The organism is Novosphingobium sp. FKTRR1, from assembly GCF_020404405.1.
In the GTDB taxonomy this organism is placed as follows: Bacteria; Pseudomonadota; Alphaproteobacteria; order Sphingomonadales; family Sphingomonadaceae; genus Novosphingobium.
Genome location: NZ_JAIZDA010000016.1, coordinates 34,363 through 59,350, shown reverse-complemented (window position 1 = coordinate 59,350; position 24,988 = coordinate 34,363). Strand labels below are relative to the sequence as shown.

General features: G+C 63.4%; 40 protein-coding genes. 38 read left to right on the top strand and 2 right to left on the bottom strand.

The genetic code is table 11. The features are described from left to right. Positions 1-122 precede the first annotated feature (122 nt). Genes LDN95_RS15210 through LDN95_RS15170 form a run of 10 tightly spaced genes read left to right on the top strand, consistent with a single transcriptional unit; the run spans position 123 to position 4,531 of the window. Entirely contained in the window at positions 123-443 is a 321-nt protein-coding gene (locus LDN95_RS15210) for a hypothetical protein (RefSeq protein ID WP_226018448.1), read from the top strand. Continuing rightward, positions 443-862, top strand: a complete 420-nt coding sequence (locus LDN95_RS15205) for a hypothetical protein (RefSeq protein ID WP_226018447.1) — start codon at positions 443-445, stop codon at positions 860-862. The genes LDN95_RS15210 and LDN95_RS15205 overlap by 1 nt, the downstream gene beginning before the upstream one ends. Further along, positions 859-1,143: a hypothetical protein gene (locus tag LDN95_RS15200; RefSeq protein ID WP_226018446.1), complete on the top strand. Its 285-nt coding sequence runs from the start codon at positions 859-861 to the stop codon at positions 1,141-1,143. The genes LDN95_RS15205 and LDN95_RS15200 overlap by 4 nt, the downstream gene beginning before the upstream one ends. After that, positions 1,140-1,262, top strand: coding sequence for a hypothetical protein (locus tag LDN95_RS23185; protein ID WP_255630925.1), 123 nt, complete (start codon positions 1,140-1,142; stop codon positions 1,260-1,262). Before LDN95_RS15200 ends, LDN95_RS23185 begins: the two co-directional genes overlap by 4 nt. Continuing rightward, positions 1,262-1,948 carry a DNA methyltransferase gene (locus LDN95_RS15195; RefSeq protein ID WP_226018445.1) on the top strand — a complete coding sequence of 229 codons (687 nt, stop codon included), beginning with the start codon at positions 1,262-1,264 and terminating at the stop codon, positions 1,946-1,948. The genes LDN95_RS23185 and LDN95_RS15195 overlap by 1 nt, the downstream gene beginning before the upstream one ends. Beyond that, the gene (locus LDN95_RS15190) at positions 1,945-2,796 is read left to right on the top strand and encodes a Nin-like protein (RefSeq protein WP_226018444.1); all 852 of its coding nucleotides are present in this window, start codon (positions 1,945-1,947) and stop codon (positions 2,794-2,796) included. The genes LDN95_RS15195 and LDN95_RS15190 overlap by 4 nt, the downstream gene beginning before the upstream one ends. Beyond that, the gene (locus LDN95_RS15185; RefSeq protein WP_226018443.1) at positions 2,793-3,014 is read left to right on the top strand and encodes a hypothetical protein; all 222 of its coding nucleotides are present in this window, start codon (positions 2,793-2,795) and stop codon (positions 3,012-3,014) included. The genes LDN95_RS15190 and LDN95_RS15185 overlap by 4 nt, the downstream gene beginning before the upstream one ends. Next, positions 3,011-3,217 carry a hypothetical protein gene (locus LDN95_RS15180; protein WP_226018442.1) on the top strand — a complete coding sequence of 69 codons (207 nt, stop codon included), beginning with the start codon at positions 3,011-3,013 and terminating at the stop codon, positions 3,215-3,217. Before LDN95_RS15185 ends, LDN95_RS15180 begins: the two co-directional genes overlap by 4 nt. Continuing rightward, positions 3,214-4,080: a DUF1376 domain-containing protein gene (locus tag LDN95_RS15175; protein ID WP_226018441.1), complete on the top strand. Its 867-nt coding sequence runs from the start codon at positions 3,214-3,216 to the stop codon at positions 4,078-4,080. The genes LDN95_RS15180 and LDN95_RS15175 overlap by 4 nt, the downstream gene beginning before the upstream one ends. Next, a complete protein-coding gene (locus LDN95_RS15170) occupies positions 4,070-4,531 on the top strand; it encodes a hypothetical protein (protein ID WP_226018440.1) in 462 nt (153 codons plus the stop codon). Before LDN95_RS15175 ends, LDN95_RS15170 begins: the two co-directional genes overlap by 11 nt. 67 nt (positions 4,532-4,598) lie before the next feature. Here the strand turns inward: LDN95_RS15170 and LDN95_RS15165 are convergent, their stop codons facing one another. Both LDN95_RS15165 and LDN95_RS15160 read right to left on the bottom strand, forming a co-directional pair. Beyond that, on the bottom strand, positions 4,599-4,985 hold the full coding sequence (locus tag LDN95_RS15165; RefSeq protein WP_226018439.1) for a hypothetical protein: 387 nt from the start codon (positions 4,983-4,985) through the stop codon (positions 4,599-4,601). A 63-nt stretch (positions 4,986-5,048) separates the two neighbouring features. After that, positions 5,049-5,309: a hypothetical protein gene (locus tag LDN95_RS15160; protein ID WP_226018438.1), complete on the bottom strand. Its 261-nt coding sequence runs from the start codon at positions 5,307-5,309 to the stop codon at positions 5,049-5,051. A 326-nt stretch (positions 5,310-5,635) separates the two neighbouring features. Between LDN95_RS15160 and LDN95_RS15155 the strand changes: the two genes are divergently transcribed. From LDN95_RS15155 to LDN95_RS15020, 28 genes are all read left to right on the top strand, one after another. Then, the gene (locus LDN95_RS15155; RefSeq protein ID WP_226018437.1) at positions 5,636-6,028 is read left to right on the top strand and encodes a hypothetical protein; all 393 of its coding nucleotides are present in this window, start codon (positions 5,636-5,638) and stop codon (positions 6,026-6,028) included. Positions 6,029-6,031: 3 nt separating this feature from the next. Further along, positions 6,032-6,472 carry a hypothetical protein gene (locus LDN95_RS15150; protein ID WP_226018436.1) on the top strand — a complete coding sequence of 147 codons (441 nt, stop codon included), beginning with the start codon at positions 6,032-6,034 and terminating at the stop codon, positions 6,470-6,472. Further along, a complete protein-coding gene (locus LDN95_RS15145) occupies positions 6,472-6,801 on the top strand; it encodes a hypothetical protein (protein ID WP_226018435.1) in 330 nt (109 codons plus the stop codon). Before LDN95_RS15150 ends, LDN95_RS15145 begins: the two co-directional genes overlap by 1 nt. A gap of 5 nt (positions 6,802-6,806) precedes the next feature. Then, a complete protein-coding gene (locus LDN95_RS15140; protein WP_226018434.1) occupies positions 6,807-7,055 on the top strand; it encodes a hypothetical protein in 249 nt (82 codons plus the stop codon). A 4-nt stretch (positions 7,056-7,059) separates the two neighbouring features. Continuing rightward, complete coding sequence (locus LDN95_RS15135; protein WP_226018433.1) at positions 7,060-7,764, top strand: zinc-finger-containing protein; 705 nt, start codon at positions 7,060-7,062, stop codon at positions 7,762-7,764. Then, positions 7,757-7,936, top strand: a complete 180-nt coding sequence (locus LDN95_RS15130; protein WP_226018432.1) for a hypothetical protein — start codon at positions 7,757-7,759, stop codon at positions 7,934-7,936. Before LDN95_RS15135 ends, LDN95_RS15130 begins: the two co-directional genes overlap by 8 nt. Next, positions 7,929-8,525: a hypothetical protein gene (locus LDN95_RS15125; RefSeq protein WP_226018431.1), complete on the top strand. Its 597-nt coding sequence runs from the start codon at positions 7,929-7,931 to the stop codon at positions 8,523-8,525. The genes LDN95_RS15130 and LDN95_RS15125 overlap by 8 nt, the downstream gene beginning before the upstream one ends. After that, complete coding sequence (locus LDN95_RS15120) at positions 8,518-8,697, top strand: hypothetical protein (RefSeq protein ID WP_226018430.1); 180 nt, start codon at positions 8,518-8,520, stop codon at positions 8,695-8,697. Before LDN95_RS15125 ends, LDN95_RS15120 begins: the two co-directional genes overlap by 8 nt. Further along, positions 8,690-9,340: a putative metallopeptidase gene (locus LDN95_RS15115; protein WP_226018429.1), complete on the top strand. Its 651-nt coding sequence runs from the start codon at positions 8,690-8,692 to the stop codon at positions 9,338-9,340. The genes LDN95_RS15120 and LDN95_RS15115 overlap by 8 nt, the downstream gene beginning before the upstream one ends. Continuing rightward, a complete protein-coding gene (locus LDN95_RS15110) occupies positions 9,337-9,504 on the top strand; it encodes a hypothetical protein (RefSeq protein WP_226018428.1) in 168 nt (55 codons plus the stop codon). The genes LDN95_RS15115 and LDN95_RS15110 overlap by 4 nt, the downstream gene beginning before the upstream one ends. Continuing rightward, positions 9,501-9,767 carry a hypothetical protein gene (locus LDN95_RS15105; protein WP_226018427.1) on the top strand — a complete coding sequence of 89 codons (267 nt, stop codon included), beginning with the start codon at positions 9,501-9,503 and terminating at the stop codon, positions 9,765-9,767. The genes LDN95_RS15110 and LDN95_RS15105 overlap by 4 nt, the downstream gene beginning before the upstream one ends. Further along, complete coding sequence (locus LDN95_RS15100; RefSeq protein WP_226018426.1) at positions 9,760-10,074, top strand: hypothetical protein; 315 nt, start codon at positions 9,760-9,762, stop codon at positions 10,072-10,074. Before LDN95_RS15105 ends, LDN95_RS15100 begins: the two co-directional genes overlap by 8 nt. After that, positions 10,071-10,595 carry a DUF2280 domain-containing protein gene (locus LDN95_RS15095; RefSeq protein WP_226018425.1) on the top strand — a complete coding sequence of 175 codons (525 nt, stop codon included), beginning with the start codon at positions 10,071-10,073 and terminating at the stop codon, positions 10,593-10,595. The genes LDN95_RS15100 and LDN95_RS15095 overlap by 4 nt, the downstream gene beginning before the upstream one ends. 10 nt (positions 10,596-10,605) lie before the next feature. After that, positions 10,606-11,451, top strand: coding sequence for a terminase large subunit domain-containing protein (locus tag LDN95_RS15090; protein ID WP_226018424.1), 846 nt, complete (start codon positions 10,606-10,608; stop codon positions 11,449-11,451). A 104-nt stretch (positions 11,452-11,555) separates the two neighbouring features. After that, entirely contained in the window at positions 11,556-12,758 is a 1,203-nt protein-coding gene (locus LDN95_RS15085; RefSeq protein WP_226018423.1) for a hypothetical protein, read from the top strand. Positions 12,759-12,784: 26 nt separating this feature from the next. Then, positions 12,785-13,528, top strand: coding sequence for a hypothetical protein (locus LDN95_RS15080; RefSeq protein WP_226018422.1), 744 nt, complete (start codon positions 12,785-12,787; stop codon positions 13,526-13,528). Positions 13,529-13,530: 2 nt separating this feature from the next. Next, positions 13,531-15,912, top strand: a complete 2,382-nt coding sequence (locus tag LDN95_RS15075) for a cell envelope integrity protein TolA (RefSeq protein ID WP_226018421.1) — start codon at positions 13,531-13,533, stop codon at positions 15,910-15,912. Beyond that, positions 15,909-16,118 carry a hypothetical protein gene (locus LDN95_RS15070; RefSeq protein ID WP_226018420.1) on the top strand — a complete coding sequence of 70 codons (210 nt, stop codon included), beginning with the start codon at positions 15,909-15,911 and terminating at the stop codon, positions 16,116-16,118. The genes LDN95_RS15075 and LDN95_RS15070 overlap by 4 nt, the downstream gene beginning before the upstream one ends. Before the next feature lie 22 nt (positions 16,119-16,140). Then, the gene (locus tag LDN95_RS15065) at positions 16,141-17,151 is read left to right on the top strand and encodes a hypothetical protein (RefSeq protein WP_226018419.1); all 1,011 of its coding nucleotides are present in this window, start codon (positions 16,141-16,143) and stop codon (positions 17,149-17,151) included. Between the two features lie 44 nt (positions 17,152-17,195). Further along, complete coding sequence (locus LDN95_RS15060; RefSeq protein WP_226018418.1) at positions 17,196-18,215, top strand: N4-gp56 family major capsid protein; 1,020 nt, start codon at positions 17,196-17,198, stop codon at positions 18,213-18,215. 67 nt (positions 18,216-18,282) lie between these two features. After that, a complete protein-coding gene (locus tag LDN95_RS15055; protein WP_226018417.1) occupies positions 18,283-18,618 on the top strand; it encodes a hypothetical protein in 336 nt (111 codons plus the stop codon). Between the two features lie 57 nt (positions 18,619-18,675). Continuing rightward, positions 18,676-19,164, top strand: a complete 489-nt coding sequence (locus LDN95_RS15050) for a hypothetical protein (RefSeq protein ID WP_226018416.1) — start codon at positions 18,676-18,678, stop codon at positions 19,162-19,164. A 95-nt stretch (positions 19,165-19,259) separates the two neighbouring features. Further along, on the top strand, positions 19,260-19,898 hold the full coding sequence (locus LDN95_RS15045) for a hypothetical protein (protein ID WP_226018415.1): 639 nt from the start codon (positions 19,260-19,262) through the stop codon (positions 19,896-19,898). A gap of 34 nt (positions 19,899-19,932) precedes the next feature. Continuing rightward, complete coding sequence (locus tag LDN95_RS15040; protein ID WP_226018414.1) at positions 19,933-20,586, top strand: hypothetical protein; 654 nt, start codon at positions 19,933-19,935, stop codon at positions 20,584-20,586. Continuing rightward, positions 20,583-22,679, top strand: coding sequence for a hypothetical protein (locus LDN95_RS15035; protein ID WP_226018413.1), 2,097 nt, complete (start codon positions 20,583-20,585; stop codon positions 22,677-22,679). The genes LDN95_RS15040 and LDN95_RS15035 overlap by 4 nt, the downstream gene beginning before the upstream one ends. Beyond that, positions 22,676-24,193: a hypothetical protein gene (locus LDN95_RS15030; RefSeq protein ID WP_226018412.1), complete on the top strand. Its 1,518-nt coding sequence runs from the start codon at positions 22,676-22,678 to the stop codon at positions 24,191-24,193. The genes LDN95_RS15035 and LDN95_RS15030 overlap by 4 nt, the downstream gene beginning before the upstream one ends. Continuing rightward, a complete protein-coding gene (locus LDN95_RS15025; RefSeq protein WP_226018411.1) occupies positions 24,193-24,405 on the top strand; it encodes a hypothetical protein in 213 nt (70 codons plus the stop codon). Before LDN95_RS15030 ends, LDN95_RS15025 begins: the two co-directional genes overlap by 1 nt. Then, on the top strand, positions 24,398-24,988 hold the full coding sequence (locus LDN95_RS15020) for a hypothetical protein (RefSeq protein WP_226018410.1): 591 nt from the start codon (positions 24,398-24,400) through the stop codon (positions 24,986-24,988). The genes LDN95_RS15025 and LDN95_RS15020 overlap by 8 nt, the downstream gene beginning before the upstream one ends.

Sequence of the window (24,988 nt, the reverse complement as noted above, 5' to 3'; positions counted from 1 at the left end):
ATGGTAGATGCGGAGCCGCCCTTCGGGGCAGGCACGTCAACGCGGGGCCTGGCAGGGCTTAGTCATTACACCCCGCGAATCCACCAACCCGCTGCACCCTCATCCCCAACGAGAGGTGCAGAATGCACATTGGTTCGTGCTCGACCGGAGAGGTCGAAAGTTTCGTCAGAGCCGCCGTACCGGGGAACCGGCTGGTCTATTTCGTCTGCCGGTTCGGCCAGACGTTCTCGGCCGTGCTGGAGGATACCCACGGCGCGGGGTACACGCTGATGCAGCGCGTCACCAACCGCCTGCGCGCGCTGGCGAACGCTGGCCTTGTCGACCTTGTGCAGGATCGGCTGCACGACCAGCAGTTGATCGCCTACGAAGCTGTCTGGCGCGAGTACGAGGCCGAGCCGCTAACCGACTGGCTGGCGCTTCCCATGATCGAGAGCCGCAAGTGATGCGGGTGCCGATCTATCTGGCGCGCGTCCTCGCCTATGTTAAACTGTCGCCGCGCACGCGGGTGCAGCCCGAGGATGCGATGTGCGTGCGGTTCGCCAACGAACTGCGCGCGGCCACGCTGGATGGTCGCCTGCGCGGGGTCTGGTTCCACCCGGCCAACGAACTCTGCTACGGCCACCGCACCGGCGTGCGCGCGGCGATCTCGCGCGCCATGGGGATGCACATCGGCGTGGCCGACTTCGTGTTCCAGTGGGCCGATGGTTCCGCCGCGCTGGAGGCCAAGTACGGCAAGAACGGACTGACGGCCGGGCAGGATGATTTCCGTGCCTGGTGCGAACGCGAGGGCGTGCGGCACCGCGTATTCCGCTCGGTCGAGGAAGGCCTCGATGCCCTGCGTGAGTGGGGGGTGCTCGTATGAGCCACCCCTCACGCACCCTGCGCGACAGCCGCAATCTGCACAAGGCGATGGTGGAAGCCCTGCACCGAGGCGAGACCCGCGTCTCGGTGGCGCGGCGCTTCGGTGTGACCCCGGCTGCCGTGACCTACGCGGCCCGGCGTTTCGGCCTGCCGCCCGCGCTGCCCGGCCAGAAACCCAAGCACTGGCCCCGCTGCCCCGATCATTTGCGGTCTGACTACGCGACACTCTCAGCCTGTATCGGACCGACCGAGGCACGCGCGATGCTGGAGGTTCAGCCATGATCTCCACCGTCGTTCAAGCAGCCGGTGCGCTGGCCTGTACCGCCATCATCATCGTCCATGCCCACGACTGGCTCGTGTCGCGGGTCTGCGCGTGGATCGACACGCGCGAGGGCGAGTGATGTCCCGCACCATCGTCAATATCGGCCCGGCCAGACTCTACCTGGGCGATTCCTACGCGATCCGGCCCACGCTGGGCTGGATGGACGCCGACGTGATGGACCCGCCCTATGTATTCCGCGCTGCTGGCGGTGGGCACTACCGCAAAAGCCGCACGGGCATGGACGAGATCATGGAGCAGGGGCTCGATCAGGGATTTGACCACAGCATCATCAATCCGCTGATGTGCGGCGCGGTGGTGGTGTTCTGCCACAATGACCAATTGCCGAAGCTGCTCCCATACCTAGACGGCTCATTTAAACGGCAGGCAGTTTGCATCTGGCGTAAATTGAACCCGCAGCCTGTCGCCAACAAGCATTACCGACCGGTGATGGAATTCTATGTTCACGCGTGGAACGACGGCTTCCATCCACAAGGCGAATTGGCCGACCTCGATCGCCAGATCGTCGCGATGTCGCCGCGCGGTGCCGACAAGTTCGGCCACCCGACGGTGAAGCCAGATGCAGTGATGGACAAGATCGTGCGCAACGTGGCTGGCGAAACCGTGTGCGACCCCTTCATGGGGACCGGATCGACCGGGGTAGCCGCGGTGCGCGCGGGCAAGCGCTTCGTCGGCATCGAGCACAATCCCGCCCATTTCGAGACGGCTGTGCGCCGGATCACCGAGGCGGTGGAAGCGCTGGGATGAGCGATCCATTCCTCATCTCCGGTCCCGCGCTGATCTCGTTCAGCGGCGGCAGGACCAGCGCCTACATGCTGTTCCGCATCCTGCAGGCGCACGGCGGGGTTCTGCCCATCGACGTGCATGTGGCGTTCGCGAATACCGGCCGCGAGCGTGAGGAGACCCTCCGCTTTGTCCACGAGTGCAGCGTGCGATGGGCAGTGCAGGTGCAATGGTTGGAGTTCGTCACCGACCTTCGGAGCGTTGGCCCCGGTGGTCGCATCGACCTCGTTGGCTACAACAGTGCAGCCCGAAATGGCGAACCACTCGACCGCTTGATCAAGCGAAAGCAGTCGATCTTTTCAACGCTGCGTGGGCGCTGGTGTACCCAGCTATGCAAGGTCGAAGTGCTGTTCGATTACGCTGCGACATTGGGCTTCGGACCCGGCCAATACACAGAGGTAATCGGTTTTCGTGCCGATGAGCGAGACCGGGTCTATGAACTGCCGCGCAAGCCCCGAAACGTCGATCGCCGCTTTGCTTTCCCACTTGCCGATGCAGGTGTGCGGCGCAGCGACGTGGATTCATTTTGGTCGCATCAGGCGTTTGATTTGGAGTTGAGGCGCGGAACTGGCAACTGCGACCATTGCCCGTTTTTGTCTGACAAGGCGCGGATAGCGCGTGCGCGCATGAACCCTTCTGGTCTCGACTGGTGGGAGGCACATGAGGTCGAGCGCCAGTTTGCATTTGGCCGGATGAGCATTGCTGAAATTCGGCGTGCCATCGCATCAAGCCCGCTTTTGCAACTCGATGGTGTCGAGGAGGATGCTGCCGACAGCGAGTGTGGCGCATGGTGCTCAGGCGAGGCCGCATGACCCGCTGGCACCCCAACCTGGGCAACCCGCCCACACACGTCCCTGGCGAGCCTGAGGACGCGCCTGCGCTCACGCACGCCTACGTGCGCCTGCGCAACGGGATAGAGCCGCCCGCGCCATGGCCGATCACCGCCGCGCGCGCGGGCGCGCCAGCCACGCGCTGGGCGTTCGGGATGCATGACCACCCGTTCGACATCACCCATTGGAGGCCCGCATGAGCACGCCATTCGCCTTCGAGGTGCTGCGCGTGGCGGTTGATCCCGGCCTGCGCGACGGGTTCGTGTGGCAGATCATCGGCGATGATGGGCGCGTGATTGTCTACGACGCAGCACTACATTCGTCGGACTTCGAGGCGGCGGAAGCAGCAAAGATTGCGCGAGCAGAGATGCAACTCGCTGCGCAGATGGTGGATGGCCAATGAGCAGCAAGCCGGCCGCCATCCCGCTGTTCGCCGACGCCTACCTCGCGGACACCACACACCTGTCCACGGAGGAGCATGGCGCATACCTGCTTCTGCTGATGGCCGCGTGGCGGCAGGACGATTGCACGCTCCCGCTGGACGACAAAAAGCTGGCCCGGATCACCGGCCTGAGCCTGCGCAAATGGCTCATCATCAAGCCCACGATCCTCGAATTTTGGACCGTCGACAGCGGTCGGATTTCCCAGAAGCGTCTCCAAAAAGAAGCGACTTATGTGCGCAAAAAAAGTGAGACTAATCGCAAAAATATTGAAGCACGGTGGGGAGCGCAACGTACTGAAAACATTGAAGGCGACCCATACGACCGTACATTCGATGGTAATACCCCTCCACCTCCACCTCCACCTACATCAGAATCTAACGATTCTGATGCCCCCCTACCCCCCGCTGAATCCGACCCCGAAAACCCCCCCGTCGTATCCGCTGACGACGGGGTGAAGGTCGTTGTCGATGACGCTCCACCGCCACCGCCATCACCGCCAGCGCCGGTCGATCCTCCCGCGTTCGATCCGGCCAAGCTGATCTTCGACAAGGCCATGCCCAAGCTGGTCGAAGCCGGGCTGGATCAGCGCAAGGCCGGTGCGATCATCGGCAAGTGGCGCAAGCAGCACAGCGATGGCCGGATCATCGACGCGATCGCCGAATGGATCGACCTCAAGCGCCCGCCCGACAATCCGGTGGCCTGGATGCAGCAGAAACTCACCCACGGAAGGTATGACGATGCCCGAAAGTTCAACCGTGACGAACCTACCAATGCGCTCGCAAGAGCCGCCGCTGAGCGACAGGCTGCGCGCGGTGATCCTTAGCCGTGAGACGCCAGTCGTCGGCCCGAAGGCTGCCGCTGCGCTGCAGGCATTCCTCGACGCGCCAAGGCCTCCCCAGCAGATGCCTGACCAGACCAAGATCGAGACGATGATCGCCCGCCTGGCGATGGCAACCAAGGAACGCCAGACCACGCTCGAAGAAGCACACGAGCGGCTCGATCTCTACTGGCGCGTCCTGCGCAACGTCCCGCTCACGGACCTGCGCGCGGCATTCGATGACCTGCTGCGCACCTGCACGTTCATGCCGACGCCTGCCGAGGTGCTCAAGGCGTGCGAGGCCCGCACCGCTCGCCGCGAGTTCGTCGTCAGTCGCGCCAAGCACCTGCTTTGGAAGCACCACACAGAATGGCGGCCACCTGTCGATGCCGATCTGGTCACGCGTGACGAGCTGGAGCGGATCAAGGCCAAGGTGGCAGCGCAGTTGCGAGCCTGACGCAAAAGGCCCCACCGCATGAGCGCGGCGGGGCCTGTGGGGGTTAGTCTGCCAGATTGGTGTAGCGTCACCCAAACGCCTTGATGATCAACCGCTCGATCAGCTTGGATCGCGCCTCGGGTTGGGCATCGATCAACGCCAGAGTCTCTGGGCTAAGGGTGATGTTGACGCGGACGAACTTGGCATCACCTTTTGCAGGGCGGCCGCGCGTGAGGTGAATGATTTGTCCTTGGTGGCTTTCTGCGATGCGTGGCCAAGGGATCGGCATGGTGGCGTGCATGACCGGCATGATGACGCAGCGATCGTAGGCGGATATAGCCTCAACGTCGGTTACGTTATCCGGGATGTCGGTGATCTCGATAACCGGATTGCCTCCTGCATAACCACGCGGATTGCGGCGGTTAGTCGGGGCCGCATGGCCATTAGCGAGGATGGTGATCTTGAGATTGCGCATGATTATTACCTCATTCTCAGCTTACTTGGTCAGGACGCGGACGATCGCCAGCGGCCGGAGGTGTCAAGCGCAGCGAGCGACGTAACGCTCAGCAGCGGAGAGGCTGTCAAAAACCATATCGACCCGCCCGCCATCAGAAAACTGGACGCCCCACAGCCGCAGGTCGCGGCTACGGATTTCCGCCTGGCGACCTGCGGCAAGCCAGTCCTTGTCGCAAACCGCATCCGCGCGGGCCTGCAGGTCATCACCATCGACCAGATATTCGCAGTGGCCGTTGCCGCCGGTGTAAACTTGAGCGAGCGGGGCAGAGATGATCTTGGTCATGTGGGTCACTCCGTTGTGGCCGGCCCTGTGCCGGCCTGATATATTATCAATACACACCAAAAATCAGTCGGCAACTGTAATTATGATACACATCGAAATTTCCGCGATCATCGTCACGATCCGGTGACCGACACCTGACACCTCACCCACGATGGCATCGGCGACACCTCCGGCGCGCCGCGCGACCACACGTAAGGTCGCGGAGGTTGAGTCCTTTTAAGACTCAATACCGCCTCCCCCTAAGTCCATCTCTTGACGAAATATCTCATTACGGTATTTATCGGGCATCCGACGCCGGGTCGGAGTCTCAAACGGAGTGAGATGCAATGCCCGATAACACCACCTACACCTTCGCAGTCACCTTGCACTGCACCGCCACGATCGGTGGCGACATCGCCGACGAGTGCCGCGCCACCATCGCGCGCGACATGCGCGACTTGATGGGTGATACCGGCGAAACCGAGAACGGCGCGACGATGCGGTTTCTCTCGTTCGAGGTCGGCGCTGCCACTGCCCCCGCGCTCGATGATGCCAAAGTTCACCACCGCTGCCCCGAGTGCGGCGACCGCGATCACCTGTCCGGCCGGTCCGACAGCCGCTGGGACTTTGCCCGGCAGGAGTGGGTTGTGGGCGACATGGAGGACCAGGTCGAGTGCATGGAATGCGACTGGTCGGGCACGATGCAGCAGACGATCAGCACCAGCGAAGGGGAGGCCTGAACCATGGCCGACACCCAACGCGCCATCACCGGCCAGTCCAGCTTCATGCGCTACGCCACACCCGGCGAGCGCAGTGTCGCCCGCAGGCTGGTCAAGACACTGCTCGATCGCGGCTATGTCCTGAGCGTCAACGACGGCGAGGAATGGACCGTCAAGCGGTCGGCCAGCGCCCCGACCGTCTGCAACGCGCTCTGCACCACCGGCGAGGACGTGATCGCGTTCCGCACGCCGGGCGATGAGCGCCGCGCGGGCAGCTTCTGCCTCATCTGGGGCAACGATGAATCCGGCGAGGAACTGATCGCGGATCACACCGACAACGAGGTGGCCAACGAGGTCTATCGCGCCGTCATGGAGGACGGCGAACCCAGAAGACGCGGAGCCACGGTGGATGAGGACAGCGCGCCCAGAAGACGGGTGCAGCCAGACAGCGGGGAGGCGGTCTGATGCAGGTCGGCTTCTACGTCACCCTGTTGCGCGAGGGGCCGAAAGGCCCCCGCGTTTCCTACCTGCTCGGTCCCTACGCCACGCGCGACGAGGCCGAGAGCAACGTCAAGCGCGGCTGGGCCGAGGCCTGTGACATCGACCCGCGCTGCCATTGGGACGCGCACGGCGTCACCCGCGTCGAGACATACCCCAACCTCATGCCCAAGCCGGTGTTGGCCAACCGCATCGGCCTGCAGGCGCGCAAGTTCACCAGCGATGCCGTGATGATGGTCGCCACCGTGCTGACCATCATGGCCCCCGTCGTCATCCCCCACTTCATCGGAGCGTAACCACGATGAGCACTGCCCCATTCTCCCTGCCCAGCCTGTGCGAAACGCATGGGCTGGTGAGCGTTGTGCAGGTCTTCACCCCCCGCGATACCGCGACTGGCATCCCGCATGTCCAGCCATGGTTCATCAGCGCAAGTCGCGGCGGCGGCGTGCATGTCATCGCGACCGCCACGACCGAGATCGGCGCGCATGAGGCGCTGGCCAAGCAGTTGGACGCGCTCGATGCCGTGATCGCCAAGCACAAGGAGCGCTGACGCGATGCCCGCGCCCGCGCCATCCCCCCTGTGCGCCGAATGCGGCGATCCCGCGCACCCCGTCGGCGGCGAGCGCATCTACCCCCACCGGTCCGACCTGCACCACAAGCGGTTCTGGTTGTGCCGGTGTGGGGCGTACTGCGGCTGCCATCCCGGCACCGACAACGCGCTGGGCACGCCTGCCGGGCCTGACACGCGCCGCGCGCGCAGCGCCGCCCACGCCGCGTTCGACCCGCTCTGGCGCGATGGCGGCATGAGCCGGGCCGAAGCCTATGCGTGGCTGGCCAGCGAGTTGAGCATGGATCGCAAGCAATGCCACATCGGCATGATGACCGCCGACCAGGCGCGCGCCGTGGTCAACGCCGTGCGGCGCTACAAGCAATCCACCAAGCCCGCGCCGCAGCAGCCCGCCGCTGGCGACCTGTTCGATGCAGGCGCCAAGGTCGCGCACGTCCGCGAGGCGATCAAGCAGGGCGACCACCAGCAACACACCTGCCACTGGCCCGGCTGCACGTCGTATGTGCCGCCCGCCGCGTGGGGCTGCCGTCGCCATTGGTACGCGCTGCCGCAGGCCATCCGCGCCCGCATCTGGGCCGCGTTCCGGCCGGGCCAGGAGGACAGCAAGACACCGAGCCGCGCCTACGTGGAGGCTGCGCGCGCGGCGCAGGACTGGATCGCGGCACAGCAGCAAGGAGCCAACCATGGGTGACGAACTGAACAAGCAGATCGGCGCGGGCATCGTCGGCGTGATGCGCGACATGGCCACGATCAATCTGCCCGAGGGGCTGGAGGTCGAGGAGGGATCGCTGGAGTTCAACCTCAAGCCGGAGTGCGGGCTGCCGGGCCGCTGGCGCGTGACCGTGGAGCGGATCGATGCCTGACATCACCCCCACCGACGACGACATCATGCTCGCCATCCACGCGGCCGGGGCGTACTGGTCGCCAGACCCTGTGCGCGCGAATGTTGCCAGCGCCAAGCCAAGCGACATCGCCCGCTCGATCTACGCGCACGCCTGCACGATGGTGCGGCTGCGCGAGATCAGCAGCCTGACCCCGCCTGCGCCGGTCGCTATTGCCACCGTGCCCGGCGTGCTGCGCTGCCCCCGGTGCAGCTTCCGCCTCGTCAAGATGACGCTCACGCCCAGCGGCGCGTTCGCTAACCCCGAACCGGATGACTGCCCGAATTGCGCGTCACCGCTCTGGCGCGTGACGTGGGAGGATGAGGCCAAGGACGCCTACAAGGTGGCCGAGAGCCAGATGGATCGCGCGCTGGCGGCGGAGCGCCACGCCGAGACGCTGCACGGCCAGTTGCAGCGTATGATCGACCGTTGGGAGGCGCTGCAGGCGCAGCTTGCCGAGGCGCGCGCGACGTTGGTCAAGATCGGAGCGCCGGTGCGGTGGATGACCGCCGCATACATGGCATCGCTGGCGCGCCTATCCGTCGCAAAACTGGACGAGCACAATGGGTAAAAAGCGTGAGGGTCGCATCATGCCGACGCACCTCAAGGGAGGAGGTCTCGTGCGCTTCATGGCCTCTGCCGACGGGTACGTGATGGTGCGACGCCCGACATGCGCTCCGTTCATCGTCTCGAACAAGGATTGGCTGTCGTGGCCGTTGGATGAGGGACAGACCAATGGGTGACGTGCTCCCGTTCGACCGCGCGGCCAAGCTGGTGCGTGACACGCGGCCCAGCCCTTCAATCGATCTTGCGGAGGTGGACGACTTCGCCCCTGCCCCGCTGCTTGGCGATTGGGTCGCGCGCACGTTCATCGATCCCGCCGGGCCGCTGCACAACCCGCGCCACGATCATCTGGCCGAGGCGCGCATCGGCTGGCTGTGGACCACCGCCGAGCAGCGCAACCACAACGCGGTCGTGATGGGCGAGTGCAGGCTGATCCAGGCGCAGCAGCGCAAGTGGTCGAGCGCGCTCCAGCACTGGCTCTGGCGCGAGTTCTTCGCGGAGGTTCCCGACATCGTCATCACCATCGATGCGACATGGGCGGCGCAAGCCGACGACTGGTCGTTCTGCGCGCTGATCGAGCACGAGTTGTGCCACGCCGGGCAGGCGCGCGACGGTGACGGCGAGCCGCGCTTCGACGTCGAGGGCAAGCCGATCTTCACGATCCTCGCGCACGACGTCGAGCAGTTCGTGGACGTGGTCGCCCGCTACGGCCCGGCTGCCGCTGGGATCGAGGACATGGTCGCTGCGGCTAAATCCAAGCCGATCTTCGGGCAAGCGCAGATCACCGCTGCGTGTGGGACGTGCGGGAGGAAGATGGCATGACCTGGCACGTCGTCCCGCTCAATGACCTGCGCGAGCACACGTATTCCGAAGCGTGTTGGTGCAAGCCTGAGGTCCATGACGCCCCCGACTGGAGTAGACCGGTCTGCGTCCACAACAGCATGGACCGGCGCGAGTACACCGTCGAGCAAGGCAAGGTGCAATGACCCTGTTCGGCGTCCTCCTCGACAGCGGCTGCATCGTGCAACGCTTCACCAACCGCGCAGAAGCCCATGCGCTGGCCGTGGTCATCAACGAAGTCCGCGATCGCGATAAGCGCGGCGGTATCCTCGTTACATGGCGCAGGGCAATCGGCGTCGTCCGCATCACCAACAAGCCGTTCACCCCCTGCCAGCCCGGCGGGTCGCGTGGCGGGAAGCGCGGCAAACGCGCTCCCGCCACATCATCGAAGGCACACCCTCATGACTGACGAATTGAAGTTCCGCCGCGCCGCCGACCAAGCCGAGAAGTTGGAGGTTGCAGGCCTCCTCGAATCCATGCGGCTGGCTACGATGCAGTACCTGCTTGATGCGCCCGATCCGCGCGAGGCCGCGTCCAAGGTGATGACGGCGTGCTCGATCTTCGCTGGCGTGCAGTTCGCCAACCTACTGCTCGCTGGCGAGGTGGACCAGCGCGATACGGCGCGCACGGTCAAGGCGATGGCCAGCAACTTCCGCGAGGGCATCAAGGGCGGGCTGGCAATCGCCGAGCGCGCACACAAGGAGATGGCGTCGTGACCCTCAACGACAAGCAGAAGACGTGGCTCGTCATGCGGTACGCCTGCTATGGGCGGCTGGCCGAAGTCCTGCGCGAATTCAAGGAGGAGTTCGGCGTTGAAATCCCGTCGTACCAGGCGCGCGCTTACGACCTGTCGGTGATCCGCGACACGGACCACGCACGCAGCCGTGGCGTGGAAAAATGGATGCCGCTGTGGACGCGGACGCGCGAGGAGTTCGAGGCATCCGTCAAGAACATCGCCATCGCATCAGCGACGTACCGCATTGCCAAGCTGGACGAAATGTTCGCCATCGCGTTCGCCAAGCGCAACTACAAGAGCGCGGCCCAGCTTCTCGAACAGGCCGCGAAGGAAACTGGCGGCGCGTTCTCGGGCAAGCGCACGATCGAGGGCACCGTCGATCACAACCACAACCACGCCTATGACGACGTGCCCGACGACGTGAAGCGCGTGACCATGGCGGCGAGGGTCCGCGAAGCCGTGGCCGAAGCGCTCGCAGCGGCAAGCCCGACCGCCCACTGACCGGCCGACGGTGAAACCGCTCACCGACCTGGCGCAGGCCATCATCACCGCGCCGGGCTTTGATCCGGCGCGGTTTGATGCAGAGCAGTTCGCCAACGCGCTCGACGCAGGCCTGATCGATGAGTTGTACGCTACGACCGAGGGCGAAATTCTGGCGCGGCGGACCAACCGGCTCGAACTGTTCTTCCCCGATGAGACGATCCCCAGCCCAGCGCCGGGGATGCCGATCTTCTACGCGCGCCACCTCTACCCCCGCCACCTTGAGTTCTTCCGCGCTGGCGCAACGCACATCGAGCGGCTGTTCCAGGCAGGCAACCGCGTCGGCAAGACGGTGGCAGGTAGCTACGAGTGCGCCTGCCATGCAACCGGGCGATACCCACATTGGTGGGCAGGCCGACAATTCCCCTGGGCAAACCACGGCTGGGCTGCAGGCGACACCAACGAGACCACCCGCGACATCATCCAGAAGGAACTGTTCGGTGAGGTGACATGGGAAGCCGGGCGCAAGGCCTTCGATGGCACCGGCATGATACCCAAGGATGCGATCATCAGCGCGACATGGAAGCGCGGTGTCGACGGTCTGGCCGACGTGGTGAAGGTCAAGCATGTCAGCGGCGGCACCAGCACGATCGGCCTCAAGTCCTATGACCAAGGTCGGCGCGTGTTTCAGGGCACGGCCAAGCACTGGATATGGCTGGACGAAGAACCGCCTGCCGACGTTTATGGCGAGGCGCTGATCCGCCTCATGACGACCAAGGGTCTGATGCTCATCACCTTCACGCCACTGCTCGGTTTGTCCGACGTCGTGCTGTCGTTCCTTGAGGCAGAGAGCGCTGCCCGCGAGACTAATCGCTAAAACTGGTCAGTCTTGCGCAACTGATCGAAAATATCGTATTACGGAGCCTACCGCTTTGACCGCGTGCCTCAATGCGCGCCCGTCGCCAACAAGGTAGGCATCCGATGACCACACCGACGAAGCCCCGCAAGCACCGCCCGATCACCGTCAATCCGTCACCCATCGCCGAACAGGCATGGGTCGCACTGCGCAAGATCGCACCGGCCATCGTCATGTTCGCGCTGGCCAAGGGCTGGCTGTCCAACGACCTGTCCGTCTTGCTCGGGATCGTCGGCGGCGTCGTCTGGCCGATCGGCTACGGCCAACTCGCCACCTGGCAGAACCGCGCCGCGCTGACGTCCCTTGCCATCGACCCCACCGTTCCGCAGGTCACGTTCGCTTCGAAGACCGGCCAGACCAATTCGCTCATCAGCATGGCATTGCTCATGCCGCTGGCGCTGGCCGCCTTCACCGGCTCGGTCCACGCTCAGGCGGTTTCCGGCTTGGGCATCAAGGCCCCCAGCGGGTTCCTGCCATCGACCGCGATCTACTGCGATAATGGCACGACCGTCGCGGCGACCTGCGACTTCGCCACGACCAAGATTGATGGCGTGTCTGATGGCCTCACGACCACCGGCAGCGTGACCTCTGCCGCAGTTGTCGTCAGCGTGTCGAACGCCGGATATTCGGGCGGATCATTCCAGATCACCAGCATCGGCACCAGCAACAACGTCTCCTTCGAGCAGAGCAACGATGGGGTGACATGGACCACGCTGTACGTGAACTCTGCCACGACCAGTACAGGGGCTGCAACCACGAGCATGAACGCCGTGGGGATGTGGGTGTACAACTCGTCCGCTGCCTTCGTCCGTGCCCGTGTGTCGGCATACACGAGTGGAACCGTCTCGATCTCCATGACGCAGAAGCGCTCCGCACCCCAGGTTATTGGGCTGTCCCTGGCCACCAGCAGTGCAGCGAGCATCGGCATTGTGAACCCAAGTACCGGTTATACGGATAGCTCAACCGCGCTTGCCTCCAGCGCGACTTACACAGGTACTGGTCGGACAAACAGCGGCGCAGGCTGGGCATATTTCAATGCGACGGCTTTCGCGGACCAAGCTGGCACGCTCTACATTGACCAGTCGACGGATACAGGTGCGACCTATCGGCAAATTGCTTCGATTGCGATCACAGCAGGCGCAGGGCAAACACTTCGAGTCCCGCTCACCGGCGCAGTTACCACCGCGACGCTCTACCGCGTCCGGTACGTGAACGGCGCTACCGCGCAGGGCGCATTCAGCATCAGCAGCAGCTTCACCGCGTTCTAACCAACCAAAGGGGGAGCGGCGGCACCATGCCTGCGGTTTCTGACGCCAAATACGTCGTCAATGCTGGCTGGGATGATGTGCCGCACCTCGATGCGGACACGAAGTCGAAGATGCTCGCGGCCACGCCGCAACACCTGCGCAAGGCGCGCGCCAAGGGCGAGCCGAGCATGGGGGCTGGTGCGATCTACCCGATCGAACTGGAGTCGATCCAAGTCGATCCATTCCCGATCCCACCCCACTGGCGGCGCTGCTACGGCCTCGACGTGGGCTGGAACAAGACGGCCTGCATCTGGCTGGCGATCGATGACGATACCGGAATCATCTACGCCTACTCCGAGCACTACGAGGGCGAGAAGAAGCCGGTCGAGCACGCCTCTGCGATCAAGGCGCGCGGTGACTGGATTCCGGGCGTCATCGATCCTGCATCACGCGGCCGGTCTCAGGACGACGGCGAGCGGCTGATCGTCTCCTACCGCAACGAGAGTCTGGATATTGCTCCAGCCATCAACAGCGTTGAGGCTGGCATCTACGAACTGTGGACGCTGCTGTCGGTTGGCCGGTTCAAGGTGTTCTCGACCCTCACCGCATGGGCTGGGGAGTACCGCCTCTACCGTCGCGATGAGCACGGCAAGATCGTCAAAAAGCACGACCACCTCATGGATGCCTCCCGGTACGCCATCATGTCTGGCCTGCGCCGCGCCATCCGTCGCCCCATCGTTTCCATCGAACCGACCGTCGGCGTGATTGCCGATTCCTGCGCAGGATACTGACCATGTACGATCCGGCCATCCACGGCACCTTCGACAACGACAACATCAGCGATGAGGACCGGGCCAAGGATGCTGCGCTGGTCGAGTTCGAGCGGCTGCAGGGTGCGACCGCTGGCTTCATCGCTGAACTGGAAGCGGAACTGACCGATCGTATCCGCCGCCGCAACCATGTCGAATTGCGCTGGCTCGATGACCTGCGCCAATTCCATGGGTTCTACGACCACGACACCCTGCGCATTCTCAACGACGATCCCGACCGGTCCAAGATATTCGTCAACTACACGCGGCCCAAGACGACAGCCTGGGCGGCGCGCCTGGGCGACATGCTGTTCCCCAACGATGACCGGAACTGGGGCATCAAGGCCACTCCCGTTCCGCAACTTACCGATGACGCCAAGGCTGCCGTGCGCGAGGCGGAGGCGGCAGAGCAGCAGGCCGCACAGGCCATCGATGACCACAATGGCATGGTCGATCAGGGTGTGGAGCCGGAGCAATTGGTCGGCAAACGGCAGGAGGCGGCTGGCCATCTGGACCGGGCGCAGAAGCTGCGCGCGATCGAGCGTGAAGCCAAGAGCACCAAGATGGAGGCCGATCGCCGCTCGCAGCGGATGCAGACGGAGATCGATGACCAGTTGACCGAGAGCCGGTATCCGGCCGTCTGCCGCGATGTGATCGATGATGCCTGCAAACTGGGCATCGGCGTCCTCAAGGGGCCGCTCACCGCCAGCAAGCCGCGCCGCCGGTGGATGCCCAAGACCGCAGAGGATGGGACGACCATCGCCAACACGTTCGTCCTGGCCAACGACAACGACCCTCGCCCCCTCTACCGCCGCGTCAACCCGTGGCACTTCTTCCCCGATCCCGACGCGCTCGACATCACGGACAGCGACAGCACGTTTGAGCGGCACTTGCTCAACAAGAGCGCGTTCCGCCGTTGGGCGAGGCAGTTGGGCTGGCATCCCGAAACCGTGAAGCAGATTCTGTTCGATGGTCCGTCGCGCGGCGGCATGGGCGGCGAGTTCGCAAACCTCACCCAACTGCGCATGATGTCAGTCAAGAATGAAGACGGGGTCATCAATCGCTTTGTCGTGTACGAATATCACGGCCCCATGGAATGCGAACAGATTTGCACCATGCTGCGCACGCTTGGTAAAGTCGATGAAGCCGAGCAGTTTGAGAAGGAAGAAGACCCGCTCGATTCGCACATGGTCATTTGCTATTTCTGCCAAGGCCGACTGCTGAAACTGGAAGAATACTTCCCGCTTGATAGTGGAGAAACGCTTTACTCGCTGTTCCCATTCGAGAAGGATGAAGCCACCATCTTCGGCGCGGTGGGTATCCCACACCTGATGCGGCACCAGCAATCCATGCTGAACAGCGCGGTCCGCATGATGATGGACAACTCCGCGCTGTCCGTCGGTCCGCAGGTGGTCATCGATAAGACGCAGGTCGAGCCGGAAAATGGCCGATGGAAACTGACGCCCCGGAAAATCTGGAAGAAGAAGGGGCAGGACATCGGGAAGGATCAAGCACCCTTCGCGACGTACAATATCCCCATGAACCAAGCGCAGATCGCCGGGATCATCGAACTGGCAATCCGCTTCATTGATGACGTTGTCTCCATGCCAACCATCGCCCAGGGCGAACAGGGCGCGCATGTGACCCAGACGTCGAGCGGCATGTCGATGCTATTCAACTCGGCCAATGTCGTCTTCCGCCGCGTCGTCAAGAACTGGGATGATGACCTGACCACGCCGACAATCCGCCGCGCGTTCGACTGGAACATGCAGTTCAATCCCAACGACGGCATCAAGGGCGACATGCAGGCAGAAGCGCGCGGCACGTCCGTCCTGCTGGTCCGTGAAATTCAAAGCCAGCAACTGATGCTGATCGCGCAGAACTGGTCTGCCCACCCGGTGCTTGGCCCGGCGGTCGAGGTCTACAACGTGATGCGGCTCACGCTGCAGGCGTTGAACATCAACCCCGATGACGTGCTGTGCGACAAGGACACGTTCGAGCAGCGCATCAAGGCAGCCGCCGAAGCCAGCGCCGGGCAGGAATCGCCCGAAGCAATCCGCGCAAAAACCTCCCTCGATGTCGCCAAGATCACGGCGGAAAGCCGCCAAGCCGAAGCGCAGGTGCAGAAGGAGATCGCGGAACTCAACCAGAAGACCGAGATTCTCAAGCTGGTCCAGAAGGACGGCGTCGACATGGCGCAGGTCCAGGCAATGCTGGCCAGCCACAAGATCAACACGGACAGCAAAGAGCGCCTGTTCGCGGCAGAGGCTGCCATCGAGCGGCAGAACGCGGAAGATGCCCGCCGCAACGGCGAACAGCCGAAAGGCTCGGGCGGCTACATCTCCGAAGGGACGGTGGCAGCATGAGCACCATCAACCTCGCTTGGCCGGTCGTGAAGCGACACGCGCAAGGTCGCATCGAAGACCTGCGCGACATGCTCGAACGTTCCGATCCTGCCAGCATTCCCGCAATTCAGGCCAGCATCAAGACGTGGCGGGAGGTCATCGACCTGCCGACCACGATCATGGCTGACGACCTTGAACCTCCTGTGTCCGCGTACAACCCCTCCTGACCCCCACCGAAAGGACAAAGCCTTGCCTCCTGCACCTCAAAGCGATACAACCGCCATCAACGACGTATCCGGTAGCGATACCGGCGAAGTCGATGCCTTCGATCTTGCAGTCGATGAGCGTCTTGGTGCCAACGACAATGCCCCGGCAGATGCTGCTGCGGCAAACGACAACGGCAACACCGGCGCTGACGATGCAGGTGATGATGGGCAGGCCGGTCCCGCGAAGGGAACTGCCACCAACGACCAGGCTGCGGCACCAGCCCCGGCCCCCACGCAATCCGATGACATTTGGGCGAATGCCCCGCCAGCCCTCCGCGAGGCCTACGAGCGCGACCGTGCGCAGTGGAGCCATCGCCTGAGCAGCACGACGGGTCGCTTGTCCGCAGCGGATCGCGAATTGGCCAGGTTGCGCAAATCCAGCGAAGCCGGGCCGGGATCGACGCACAGCAATGACAACGGAGGGCAGCCCGCCGCATCGGCCGGCAATCCCTTCGAAAGCGAAGCGGTGAAGCGGTTCAAGGAGGAATACGGCGACATTGCCGATCCGATCCTTGGGCTGATCGAACACCAACAGCGCGAGATTGCTGGCCTCAAGGCCCCGGTCGCCGAAGTCACCCAACAACGGGCAGACGAAGCACGGCAGCGCGAGATCGACACGTTCGTGTCCGCACACCCGGATTGGGACAAGTACCTCTCTGACGAGCGGTATCCCCAATGGCTCGAAACGCAGCCAATGGCTGTGCAGCAAGCCGCAAGTCGCGCCGTCAATGTCGAGGATGGTCATGAAGCGGCGTGGCTGATGGGGCAGTTCAAGGCCAGCCTCGGTGTTCAGGCACCGGCGCCCAAGCCCGGCAACGACAATCATCGGTCAACGTCATCCATGGACCCGAAGCGGCAACGCCAGCTCAACGCTGGTCGCGATGGGGGGATCAGCGCTCAGCCCGCAATCTCGGCAGTTCCCGACGATTTCGATGCTGCGACCGATGCCCGCATCGCTGACTACGAACGCAAGCGCAGCCGCACGGGTCTCTAGCCGCTCGGGGGTGAACCCCCTGGGCTTGCTCAGGGGACTTCCCGATGTCAGCCAATACCTACGGCGATATTTCGCAGCGTACCGCAGCCTATGCCATGATCGACATGCTCGAATGCGTTCGGGCTGTCACCATCCTCGCCATGCTGGGCGCCACCAAGGCGATCCCGCGCAACAAGGCGGAAACGGTCAAGTTCCGCCGCCGCATCCCGTTCGATGCGGTCACCACTCCGCTGCAGGAAGGCGTGACGCCGACTGCGCGCACCATCCGGTTTGAAGATGTCACCGTCTCCCTCCTGCAGTGGGGCGAGGTCGTGGTCATCACCGACAAGATCGCCGACCTGTCGGAAGACCCGGTTCTTCGCGAAGCCGTTGACGAATGCGGCGAAAATGCTGGCCGTACCCTGGAGCAGATCATCTGGGGCGTCGTTCGCGGCGGCACTTCGGTGTTCTACTCGAACGGTGCTGCGCGCAACCAGGTGAACACGCCGATCACCCTGACCCGGCAGCGCGCAGTGACGCGCTACCTCAAGTCGATGAAGGCCAAGAAGTTTACCAAGATTCTGGCGCCGTCGCCCAATATCGCGACCCGCCCGATCGAAGCGGCCTACATCGCCGTGGGTCATACCGACCTCGAATCCGACATTCGCAACATGACCGGCTTCGTGCCGGTGGCGCAGTACGGCACGCGCCAGCCCATGAGCGAGTACGAGATCGGCTCGGTCGAAGACGTGCGCTATATCCTGTCGCCGGATTTGGGTTCGCTGCCCAATGCCGGTGGTGCGATCAACGGCATGGTCTCGACCGGTGGCGCCAATGCCAACGTCTACCCGATCGTGTTCTTCGGCATGGATGCCTTCGGCACCACGCCGTTGAAGACCAGCAAGGGGTCGGACGGCAAGGGCAACCAGCCCATCGTTCCCACGGTCATCAACCCCGACACCCGCGACAAGTCCGATGTGCTCGGCCAGCGCGGCTATGTCGGCTGGAAGACGTGGTTCAACGCCGTCCGCCTCAACGAGACGTGGATGGCGCGCGTCGAAGTCGCCGCTTCGGCCCTGTCCTGATGATGGGTTGGCGGCTGCCGTGAGGTAGCCGCCCCTCATGCATCCCTGATCGAAAGGTTCAATCCAAATGACCAGTCAAATCCGCAAGGGTTCCGTCGTCGGCGCGGGCGCTGCCATCAACGTCCCCGTCGGCTGGATTCCCGACTATGTGAAGGTGTTCAACATCACCGACGGCACCATCGTCTACGAATGGACGCCGGACTTCACCGACGGTTACGCCTCCCGTTCCCAGAACGTCGTGGACAACGGCGTGACCGGCAACGCCTCGCTTGGCATCATCAATGCCAACGGCATCTCGGCATTCGCTGGCTCCAGCACCCAGGCCAAGGGGTTCACCATCGGCAGCGCCATCGCTGTCAATGCCAAGAACCTCGTGTGGGTCGCCTTCCGCGACAAGCCCTAACGCCATGCACGGCGGGGGCTTGTCGCTCCCGCCGTTGCCATCTGAAAGGACAGTCCCATGCTCGTCATTGGCGAAGGTCAGTATCCCGAATCCAAGCGTCTCATTGTGCTGTGGCCTGCCAATGGCCGTGCAGAAACCCCGATCCGCATCAACCTCAACGGCACGGTCATCGCCGAACTGCCAGCCAATACCAATGCCATCGCTCCTGAACCGATCGTGGAGTTGCTGGTGAACAGCGGCTTTGACGTGCAGGTGCTCGGCGAATTTGTCGATGTGGTGGAACCGGCCCCGGCCACGGAAGGCGATGCCGCAACCGACGGTGATTGGGTTGCTGATGCTGCGCTGGCGCTCGTTCGCCAGCCCATCGCCAGCCTGATCGCAGCGATTGCCGCCGGTGTGCCTGTCGAAGTGCTCAATGCAGCGCTCGCCGCCGAACAGGGCGAAGGGCCGGGCAAGGCCCGTAAGGGCGCTGTCGACGCGCTGGTTGCTGCAATCGCCGCTGCTGCACCCAATGCAGACCAGCAGCCCCCTGCCCAGGATTCGTAGCGGACCTCTCCCCGCTGCGAATGTGCCGGTGTTGAGCCTCGGGGGTGGCTCCACCGGCACTAAACCTCCCGACCCCCAGCAAGAAGGTTACCCCCATGACGGACAAGATCACCGTTTCGATTGACGCTGCGACCTATCCGCAGTTGGCTTGGGCCGCGAGCAACCTGTTCAACCTCGACATTCCGCGCGGATCGAACGCCGTTGGTTTGCGTGCCAAAATTCGGCAGGCATTCCCCGACAAGGAAAGCCTTGAGGTTCCGGCCAAACTCAAGGGTGCTGCCGACGAACCCGAAAAGGCTCCTCCGATTGCCAAGCCGGGGCAGGCCAGCGGTCGCCGCACCATCTCGACTGGCGAAGTGCGCGATGTCGCTCCCGCTGCAGCATTGCCGACCGGCCATGCCGCGATGCACTTCCAGCATGACCCCAAGGTGGAAATCCAGATTCTGCCGTCGAGCGACCCGACGCGCGCCAAAGACGTGCAGGTGGCCTGTCAGGGGCAGGTCATCCTCATTCGTCGCGGCACCAAGGTCAAAATTCCCTACCGCTTCTATCGCGCCCTGGACGACGCCATCGAAACCGTGGCGCGCGATACCGACGAGATCAATCCGCAGACCGGCCTGCCGGTGAAGGAATGGGTCGAGCAGCACTCCTACCCGTTCTCGATTTTCTCCATGCCCAGCGATGACGAGATCGCCGCCTGGGACAAGCGCATGTCGCGGATGCAGTTGGCTTGAGGACTGCGCCATGAACTTCCTTCAACTCGTCAACATGCTCGAACGCGAGAGCGGCACGATCCAGCAAGGATCGCGGCTGACGACCGTCGTTGGCGCGCTGGGTCGCCAAGAGAAGATGGTGAACTGGATCGCCGAAGCATGGCGCATGGTCCAGACGGGCCGCAGCGACTGGCCATTTATGGCGGGCGAGTTCGAAGGAACTATCAATGCCGGGGCGGCGCGCATGACAGCCGCCGCCCTTGGCATTGCCAACTTCGCCGGATGGGGGCGCCGCAGCACTCTGTACCAGCCCTTCACGATCTACGACCCCGCGATCGGGCGTAGCAGCGAGCAAGAACTGCAGATGATCCCGTGGCAGCAGTATAAAATGCGCTGGGATCGCGCTGTGCATACCCCGCTTCGGCCTTGCGAGGTCAGCTTTGACCAGCAACAACGCATCTGCTTTGGGCCAACATCCGATGGCACCTACACCGTCCGTGGTGAATATCGCCGCGCTCCGCAAATCCTGAGCGTTGATACCGACGTACCGATCCTGCCGGAGCAGCACCACGAGATCATCGTCTGGCGTGCCGTCATGCTGATGGGTGACCACGATGAAGCCCCTGCCGTCGTGCAGACCGGCACGGCCAAGTACCAGCGCGCCCTGCGCGACCTGGTCGACGACATCATGGAAGAAGTGACGCTGTGAGTCAGCAACCTTCAACCTTCCCCCTGCTTGGCGGGATGGACGTCTCGACGTCGCCGCTGCTGATGCCGCCGGGCCGGTTGATGGCTGCGATGAACTATGAGCCGGTGCAGGAAGGGTATCGCCGCCTCGATGGCATCGAGCGGTATGATGGCAACAGCCCGCCATCGTCCGCGCGTTTTTGGACGCTGCCGTTCCGCAACGGCGTCATGGCACCGGCTGTCGGGCAGATTGTTACCGGCAACATGAGCCATGCGACTGGCACGATCATGGCGCTGGCCCATCTCGATGAAGGGTTGTGGAACAACAGCAGCGCAGCCGGTCACTTGGCGTTGCGCGATGTCGCTGGCTCCTTCACCGAAGGCGAATACCTCTACATCAACGGCGTGCTGATCGGCACTGTCGCTGGCGGAGAAGCGCAGGACTATGCCCCGACCGTCGCGCTCATCCTCGACTATACAGCGCTCGCCCAGGATGCGCGGCGCAATGATGTAGGGCGGGTTCCAGGCAGTGGACCGGTGCGCGGCGTCGTGATTTTCGACGGCGTTGCCTATGCCTTTCGCGATAATGCCGATGGCACGGCGGGCGCGATGTACCGGGCAACGCTGAACGGCTGGCAACTGGTCAACCCCGGCCGCTGGATACGCTTTACCGCAGGCCTTTCCGAAATTGCCGATGGAGATCGCATCTATGGCGCTACCAGCGGAGCGTCTGCCACGGCGGCGCGCGTGGTGCGCCAGAGCGGCAATTGGGGTTCGACTGCCGCTGGCTACATCGTGCTCACTGATTTGGATGGTGCATTTGGCGCCGAATCGCTCACGGCCAACGGCCATGCATCGGCCACTACGGCAGCGGACACGGCCATCACCCTGCCCGCCGGTGGCCGCTACGACTTCACGATCCACAACTTCTATGGGTCGCAGAACCGCGAGGCGCTCTACGGCGTATCAGGTGCAGGACGGGCGTTCGAATTTCACGCTGGCATCTACGTCCCGATCGAAACCGGGATGGGCGCAGCCGATAAGCCGCTTCGTGTCTTCGAGATCGCCAATCATCTGGGGCTGATTTACCCTGGCGGCTCCATCCAGCTATCAGCGCCGGGCGAGCCGATGATCTTCGATGCCATAGTCGGCGCGGCAGAGATCGGCTTCGGCACGGACATCACCGACGTCGTCCAGAGCAACGAAAGCGCCGTCGCCATCTTCGGCAAGCAGAAGATCGGCACACTGTCAGGCCGCGATGCCGCGTCATTCCAGCTTTCGGAACTGACGGAGGAAGCTGGATCGCTCGCATGGACAGCGCAGCGGCTTGGCCGCACCGTCTATATCGATGCGCGCGGCTTGCGAGACCTCGCTGCAACCAACGCCTACGGCAACTTCCGCGCCGGTTCGCTGCTCTCGGAAATGACCAGCTATTTTGCTGCCAAGGCCAAGGCCGGAGTTTCTCCGGTGTTCTCCTACGTGGTCAAGTCCAAGTCGCAATACCGAGTGCTGTATTCGGATGGGACTGGGCTGACGGTGTTCATGGGCCGCAAAGCGCCAGAGGCGTGCCTGTTCACAATCTCCCCGCTGTCGCTCACCTGCTGCGCGACTGGCGAATTCAGCGATGGAGAGGCGATCCTTGCCGGTGGGGCGGAGGGTTACGTCTACAGGCTGGACTCCGGCACCTCGCTTGATGGTGCTGGGGTACAGGCATTTGTCATGCCAGCCAGCAACCACTTGCGCAGCCCGATGATCGAAAAGCGGCTCCACAAAACGACTATCGAACTGGATGCAGGTGTGCAGGCATCGGTCGGCGTTACGGTGTTCTTCGACTATGGCGCTGACGGCCAGCCCATTTCAGGCAGCCGCGACTTCACCGCGCGTGGTTCGACCGGCAAGGACTTCCTCGTGCAAGCCGGTGGCGGGCTGTGGGATGCCGCGACGTGGGATGAGTTCTTCTGGTCAGCGCCATTGCGCGGCTATGTCGAGGCCTACACCGAAGGCATTGGGGTCAACTTCACCCCGATCTTCGCGTGCGATGCCCATCCGGCTGAACCTTCGCACACGCTGCAGGCGTACACCTTCCACTGGTCGGCGAGGAAGTTGCGGCGATGAGCATCTACAACCCCAGCAACATGCCTCGGCACAACCTCGCGCGCGCCGAGGACGTGAACCGAGAGTTGAGCAAGATCAGCGCTGCATTCGAGCAGTTGCAGGCCTATGTCGACAACCTGATCGCCAACCCGCCAGAGGTGATCCACCTCTACGCATGGCGTGCCTACTCGAATAGCGCGGACGGCCGGATCGACTTCACGACCGGGCAGCCGGGCACGCGCAGCTACATCGGACTGGCCTTCAACAAACTGGTCGAAACTGCAGGTAGCAACCCCGACGATTATGCATGGTCGCCCATTTCGGGGATCGTCGGCAATCTTGTCGCAGTCGACACGCTGGCTGTTGCTGGGCGACCGGCTCTCACGGTCCTGTCTGACCTTGATGGGCTGTCCAATTCATTGCTGGCCTACCAGTACGACCGGCAGACCATCCGTGACTATGTCGATGCCAAGCTGTTTGTGGATGGGGTCGCGGTCAACACGGTTATCGTCAGCGAGTCCAATCAGCGGCGCAGCGCCGATAGCGCGTTGGCGGAAACAATCGCCCTCATCGGCGCGAAGACCCCTGACGGCTCCGCATTCATCGTGGACCTCAACAAGACCTATGTCAGCCCGACTATCTCGCTTGGCGTGCGCTTGTCGCAGATCGTGGCGACCGCCAATGATGCGGTGACCGGCGCGCAGGCGGCACAGGCCAGCGTCCAGGCGTTGGCGCAGTCGATCGCGACCGGCGACTATGCACAGGCATCGACGCTTGCACTGCTTGGGTCCAAGACTGCCGACGGCACCGCGTTCCAGATGAACCTCGCCAACGTGAAGGTTTCGGCAGCGCAGTCGCTGAGCCAGTATATTGGGCAGGAAGTGGCGACGGCGGCTGGCAGCATCGCATCGGTCACGACGTTGGTGGAGGCAGTCGTAACCCCGCAGGGCACGGCCAGCGCCAAGGCTGTGCTGCAACTCGACGTCAACGGCCACGTCATCGGATATTCGGCCACGAACGATGGTCACACCGGCCAGATGACCTTCACCATCGACAAGTTCACCTTGCTCGATACGGGTGGCAATAGCCTGTTCATCGCAGATGCCGGTGGCGTGAAGATGCATAACGTCGAGGTCGATACGATCAAGGCGGGCGCGATCATTTCCGACAGCCTGGCGCCGAATGCGGCGGCGCTTCCCGTCACGATCAGCGCAGCATCGCGCCTCGGCGGTGCTGGGCAGGATGTGTTCATGGACTCGCTGACCATCAACATCACGACGCTCAAGCCCGCGATCATCTTCGCCACACTGACCGGCGCGCAGAGTTTCCCGAACGGGGACCGGTACTACGGCAACAAGCTGTATATCGGCGGGACCGAAGTCTTTGCCGTGGGTGGCCTTAAGACCCTCGATAGCGTGACGCTGTCAGGCACTCGCTACATGCCCGCAGGTACGCACGAGATCAAACACCGCTGGGCGGGTGACGGGACGGTCTCGCTCTATGGCCGCACTCTGTTTGTATTGGCGATCTACTGATGGACCGCACCATGATCGATGCCGTGTTCTATGAACCGGCCACGCCCGGCGCCACGAGTGGCCGGATCATCGCCACAATCAGCGCTACCCGCGACACCATCGCCGGGGATGGCCGACCCTTCGTGATCGTTGACCACTATAGCTGGGATTACGACGCGACCCATAAGGTCGTTGAGGGCGCTGTTGTACCCATGGAGGATGGCAATGCCTGACACCAGCACCACGCCATCCCAGGCGCTCGCCGCCGTCCGCCAATATTTCCTCAACCTCGATGCCGATCGGGCTGCCTTCCGCGACTGGTGTGGTGGCAACCCCACCGGTGGCCCCAATGGCGATGGCAACTATCCCCTGACGGACTTCACCGGCAACGTCCACATGACGCCCTGCCCGGCCAAGATCATCGTGCTGGGCGCGCCGAATGGATCGGGCGCTGCTTTGACGGCTGTAGCTGCCGAAGCAATTCCGCGCGGCTATCCGATCAACGTCTACTATGACGGTGCGACCGCGCGCGCGCGCAAGGCCGACGCTGACTATTCCGACCGGCGCTGCAACGGGTTCGCCCTGGCCGACATCACCTATGGCAGCATGGCCACCGTGGCGCAGTACGGCGTGACGGGGGCGCTCGCCTTCGTAGCCTTCGCCGCCGACGTGTTCCTTGCATCGGGCGGCGGCGTATCCGTGGTCGCGCCAGCATGGCCCAGCCAGATCATTCAGCGCCTCGGGGTCGGTATCCCCGGCCAAGGCCTGTCTTACGAGATCGGTGAGATCACCGTCATTTCCGACCCGAATGGATAG

Bases quoted from the DNA above. Each gene is read 5' to 3' on its own strand.
- LDN95_RS15030 (WP_226018412.1), top strand. From the start codon at position 22,676: ATGAGCATCTACAACCCCAGCAACATGCCTCGGCACAACCTCGCGCGC.
- LDN95_RS15020 (WP_226018410.1), top strand. From the start codon at position 24,398: ATGCCTGACACCAGCACCACGCCATCCCAGGCGCTCGCCGCCGTCCGC.
- LDN95_RS15155 (WP_226018437.1), top strand. From the start codon at position 5,636: ATGCCCGATAACACCACCTACACCTTCGCAGTCACCTTGCACTGCACC.
- LDN95_RS23185 (WP_255630925.1), top strand. From the start codon at position 1,140: ATGATCTCCACCGTCGTTCAAGCAGCCGGTGCGCTGGCCTGTACCGCC.
- LDN95_RS15130 (WP_226018432.1), top strand. From the start codon at position 7,757: ATGGGTGACGAACTGAACAAGCAGATCGGCGCGGGCATCGTCGGCGTG.
- LDN95_RS15145 (WP_226018435.1), top strand. From the start codon at position 6,472: ATGCAGGTCGGCTTCTACGTCACCCTGTTGCGCGAGGGGCCGAAAGGC.
- LDN95_RS15205 (WP_226018447.1), top strand. From the start codon at position 443: ATGCGGGTGCCGATCTATCTGGCGCGCGTCCTCGCCTATGTTAAACTG.
- LDN95_RS15060 (WP_226018418.1), top strand. From the start codon at position 17,196: ATGTCAGCCAATACCTACGGCGATATTTCGCAGCGTACCGCAGCCTAT.
- LDN95_RS15100 (WP_226018426.1), top strand. From the start codon at position 9,760: ATGACTGACGAATTGAAGTTCCGCCGCGCCGCCGACCAAGCCGAGAAG.
- LDN95_RS15140 (WP_226018434.1), top strand. From the start codon at position 6,807: ATGAGCACTGCCCCATTCTCCCTGCCCAGCCTGTGCGAAACGCATGGG.
- LDN95_RS15150 (WP_226018436.1), top strand. From the start codon at position 6,032: ATGGCCGACACCCAACGCGCCATCACCGGCCAGTCCAGCTTCATGCGC.
- LDN95_RS15075 (WP_226018421.1), top strand. From the start codon at position 13,531: ATGTACGATCCGGCCATCCACGGCACCTTCGACAACGACAACATCAGC.
- LDN95_RS15165 (WP_226018439.1), bottom strand. From the start codon at position 4,985: ATGCGCAATCTCAAGATCACCATCCTCGCTAATGGCCATGCGGCCCCG.
- LDN95_RS15175 (WP_226018441.1), top strand. From the start codon at position 3,214: ATGAGCAGCAAGCCGGCCGCCATCCCGCTGTTCGCCGACGCCTACCTC.
- LDN95_RS15055 (WP_226018417.1), top strand. From the start codon at position 18,283: ATGACCAGTCAAATCCGCAAGGGTTCCGTCGTCGGCGCGGGCGCTGCC.
- LDN95_RS15110 (WP_226018428.1), top strand. From the start codon at position 9,337: ATGACCTGGCACGTCGTCCCGCTCAATGACCTGCGCGAGCACACGTAT.
- LDN95_RS15040 (WP_226018414.1), top strand. From the start codon at position 19,933: ATGCTCGAACGCGAGAGCGGCACGATCCAGCAAGGATCGCGGCTGACG.
- LDN95_RS15210 (WP_226018448.1), top strand. From the start codon at position 123: ATGCACATTGGTTCGTGCTCGACCGGAGAGGTCGAAAGTTTCGTCAGA.
- LDN95_RS15160 (WP_226018438.1), bottom strand. From the start codon at position 5,309: ATGACCAAGATCATCTCTGCCCCGCTCGCTCAAGTTTACACCGGCGGC.
- LDN95_RS15200 (WP_226018446.1), top strand. From the start codon at position 859: ATGAGCCACCCCTCACGCACCCTGCGCGACAGCCGCAATCTGCACAAG.
- LDN95_RS15070 (WP_226018420.1), top strand. From the start codon at position 15,909: ATGAGCACCATCAACCTCGCTTGGCCGGTCGTGAAGCGACACGCGCAA.
- LDN95_RS15025 (WP_226018411.1), top strand. From the start codon at position 24,193: ATGGACCGCACCATGATCGATGCCGTGTTCTATGAACCGGCCACGCCC.
- LDN95_RS15195 (WP_226018445.1), top strand. From the start codon at position 1,262: ATGTCCCGCACCATCGTCAATATCGGCCCGGCCAGACTCTACCTGGGC.
- LDN95_RS15120 (WP_226018430.1), top strand. From the start codon at position 8,518: ATGGGTAAAAAGCGTGAGGGTCGCATCATGCCGACGCACCTCAAGGGA.
- LDN95_RS15085 (WP_226018423.1), top strand. From the start codon at position 11,556: ATGACCACACCGACGAAGCCCCGCAAGCACCGCCCGATCACCGTCAAT.
- LDN95_RS15190 (WP_226018444.1), top strand. From the start codon at position 1,945: ATGAGCGATCCATTCCTCATCTCCGGTCCCGCGCTGATCTCGTTCAGC.
- LDN95_RS15080 (WP_226018422.1), top strand. From the start codon at position 12,785: ATGCCTGCGGTTTCTGACGCCAAATACGTCGTCAATGCTGGCTGGGAT.
- LDN95_RS15185 (WP_226018443.1), top strand. From the start codon at position 2,793: ATGACCCGCTGGCACCCCAACCTGGGCAACCCGCCCACACACGTCCCT.
- LDN95_RS15105 (WP_226018427.1), top strand. From the start codon at position 9,501: ATGACCCTGTTCGGCGTCCTCCTCGACAGCGGCTGCATCGTGCAACGC.
- LDN95_RS15045 (WP_226018415.1), top strand. From the start codon at position 19,260: ATGACGGACAAGATCACCGTTTCGATTGACGCTGCGACCTATCCGCAG.
- LDN95_RS15135 (WP_226018433.1), top strand. From the start codon at position 7,060: ATGCCCGCGCCCGCGCCATCCCCCCTGTGCGCCGAATGCGGCGATCCC.
- LDN95_RS15125 (WP_226018431.1), top strand. From the start codon at position 7,929: ATGCCTGACATCACCCCCACCGACGACGACATCATGCTCGCCATCCAC.
- LDN95_RS15115 (WP_226018429.1), top strand. From the start codon at position 8,690: ATGGGTGACGTGCTCCCGTTCGACCGCGCGGCCAAGCTGGTGCGTGAC.
- LDN95_RS15180 (WP_226018442.1), top strand. From the start codon at position 3,011: ATGAGCACGCCATTCGCCTTCGAGGTGCTGCGCGTGGCGGTTGATCCC.
- LDN95_RS15050 (WP_226018416.1), top strand. From the start codon at position 18,676: ATGCTCGTCATTGGCGAAGGTCAGTATCCCGAATCCAAGCGTCTCATT.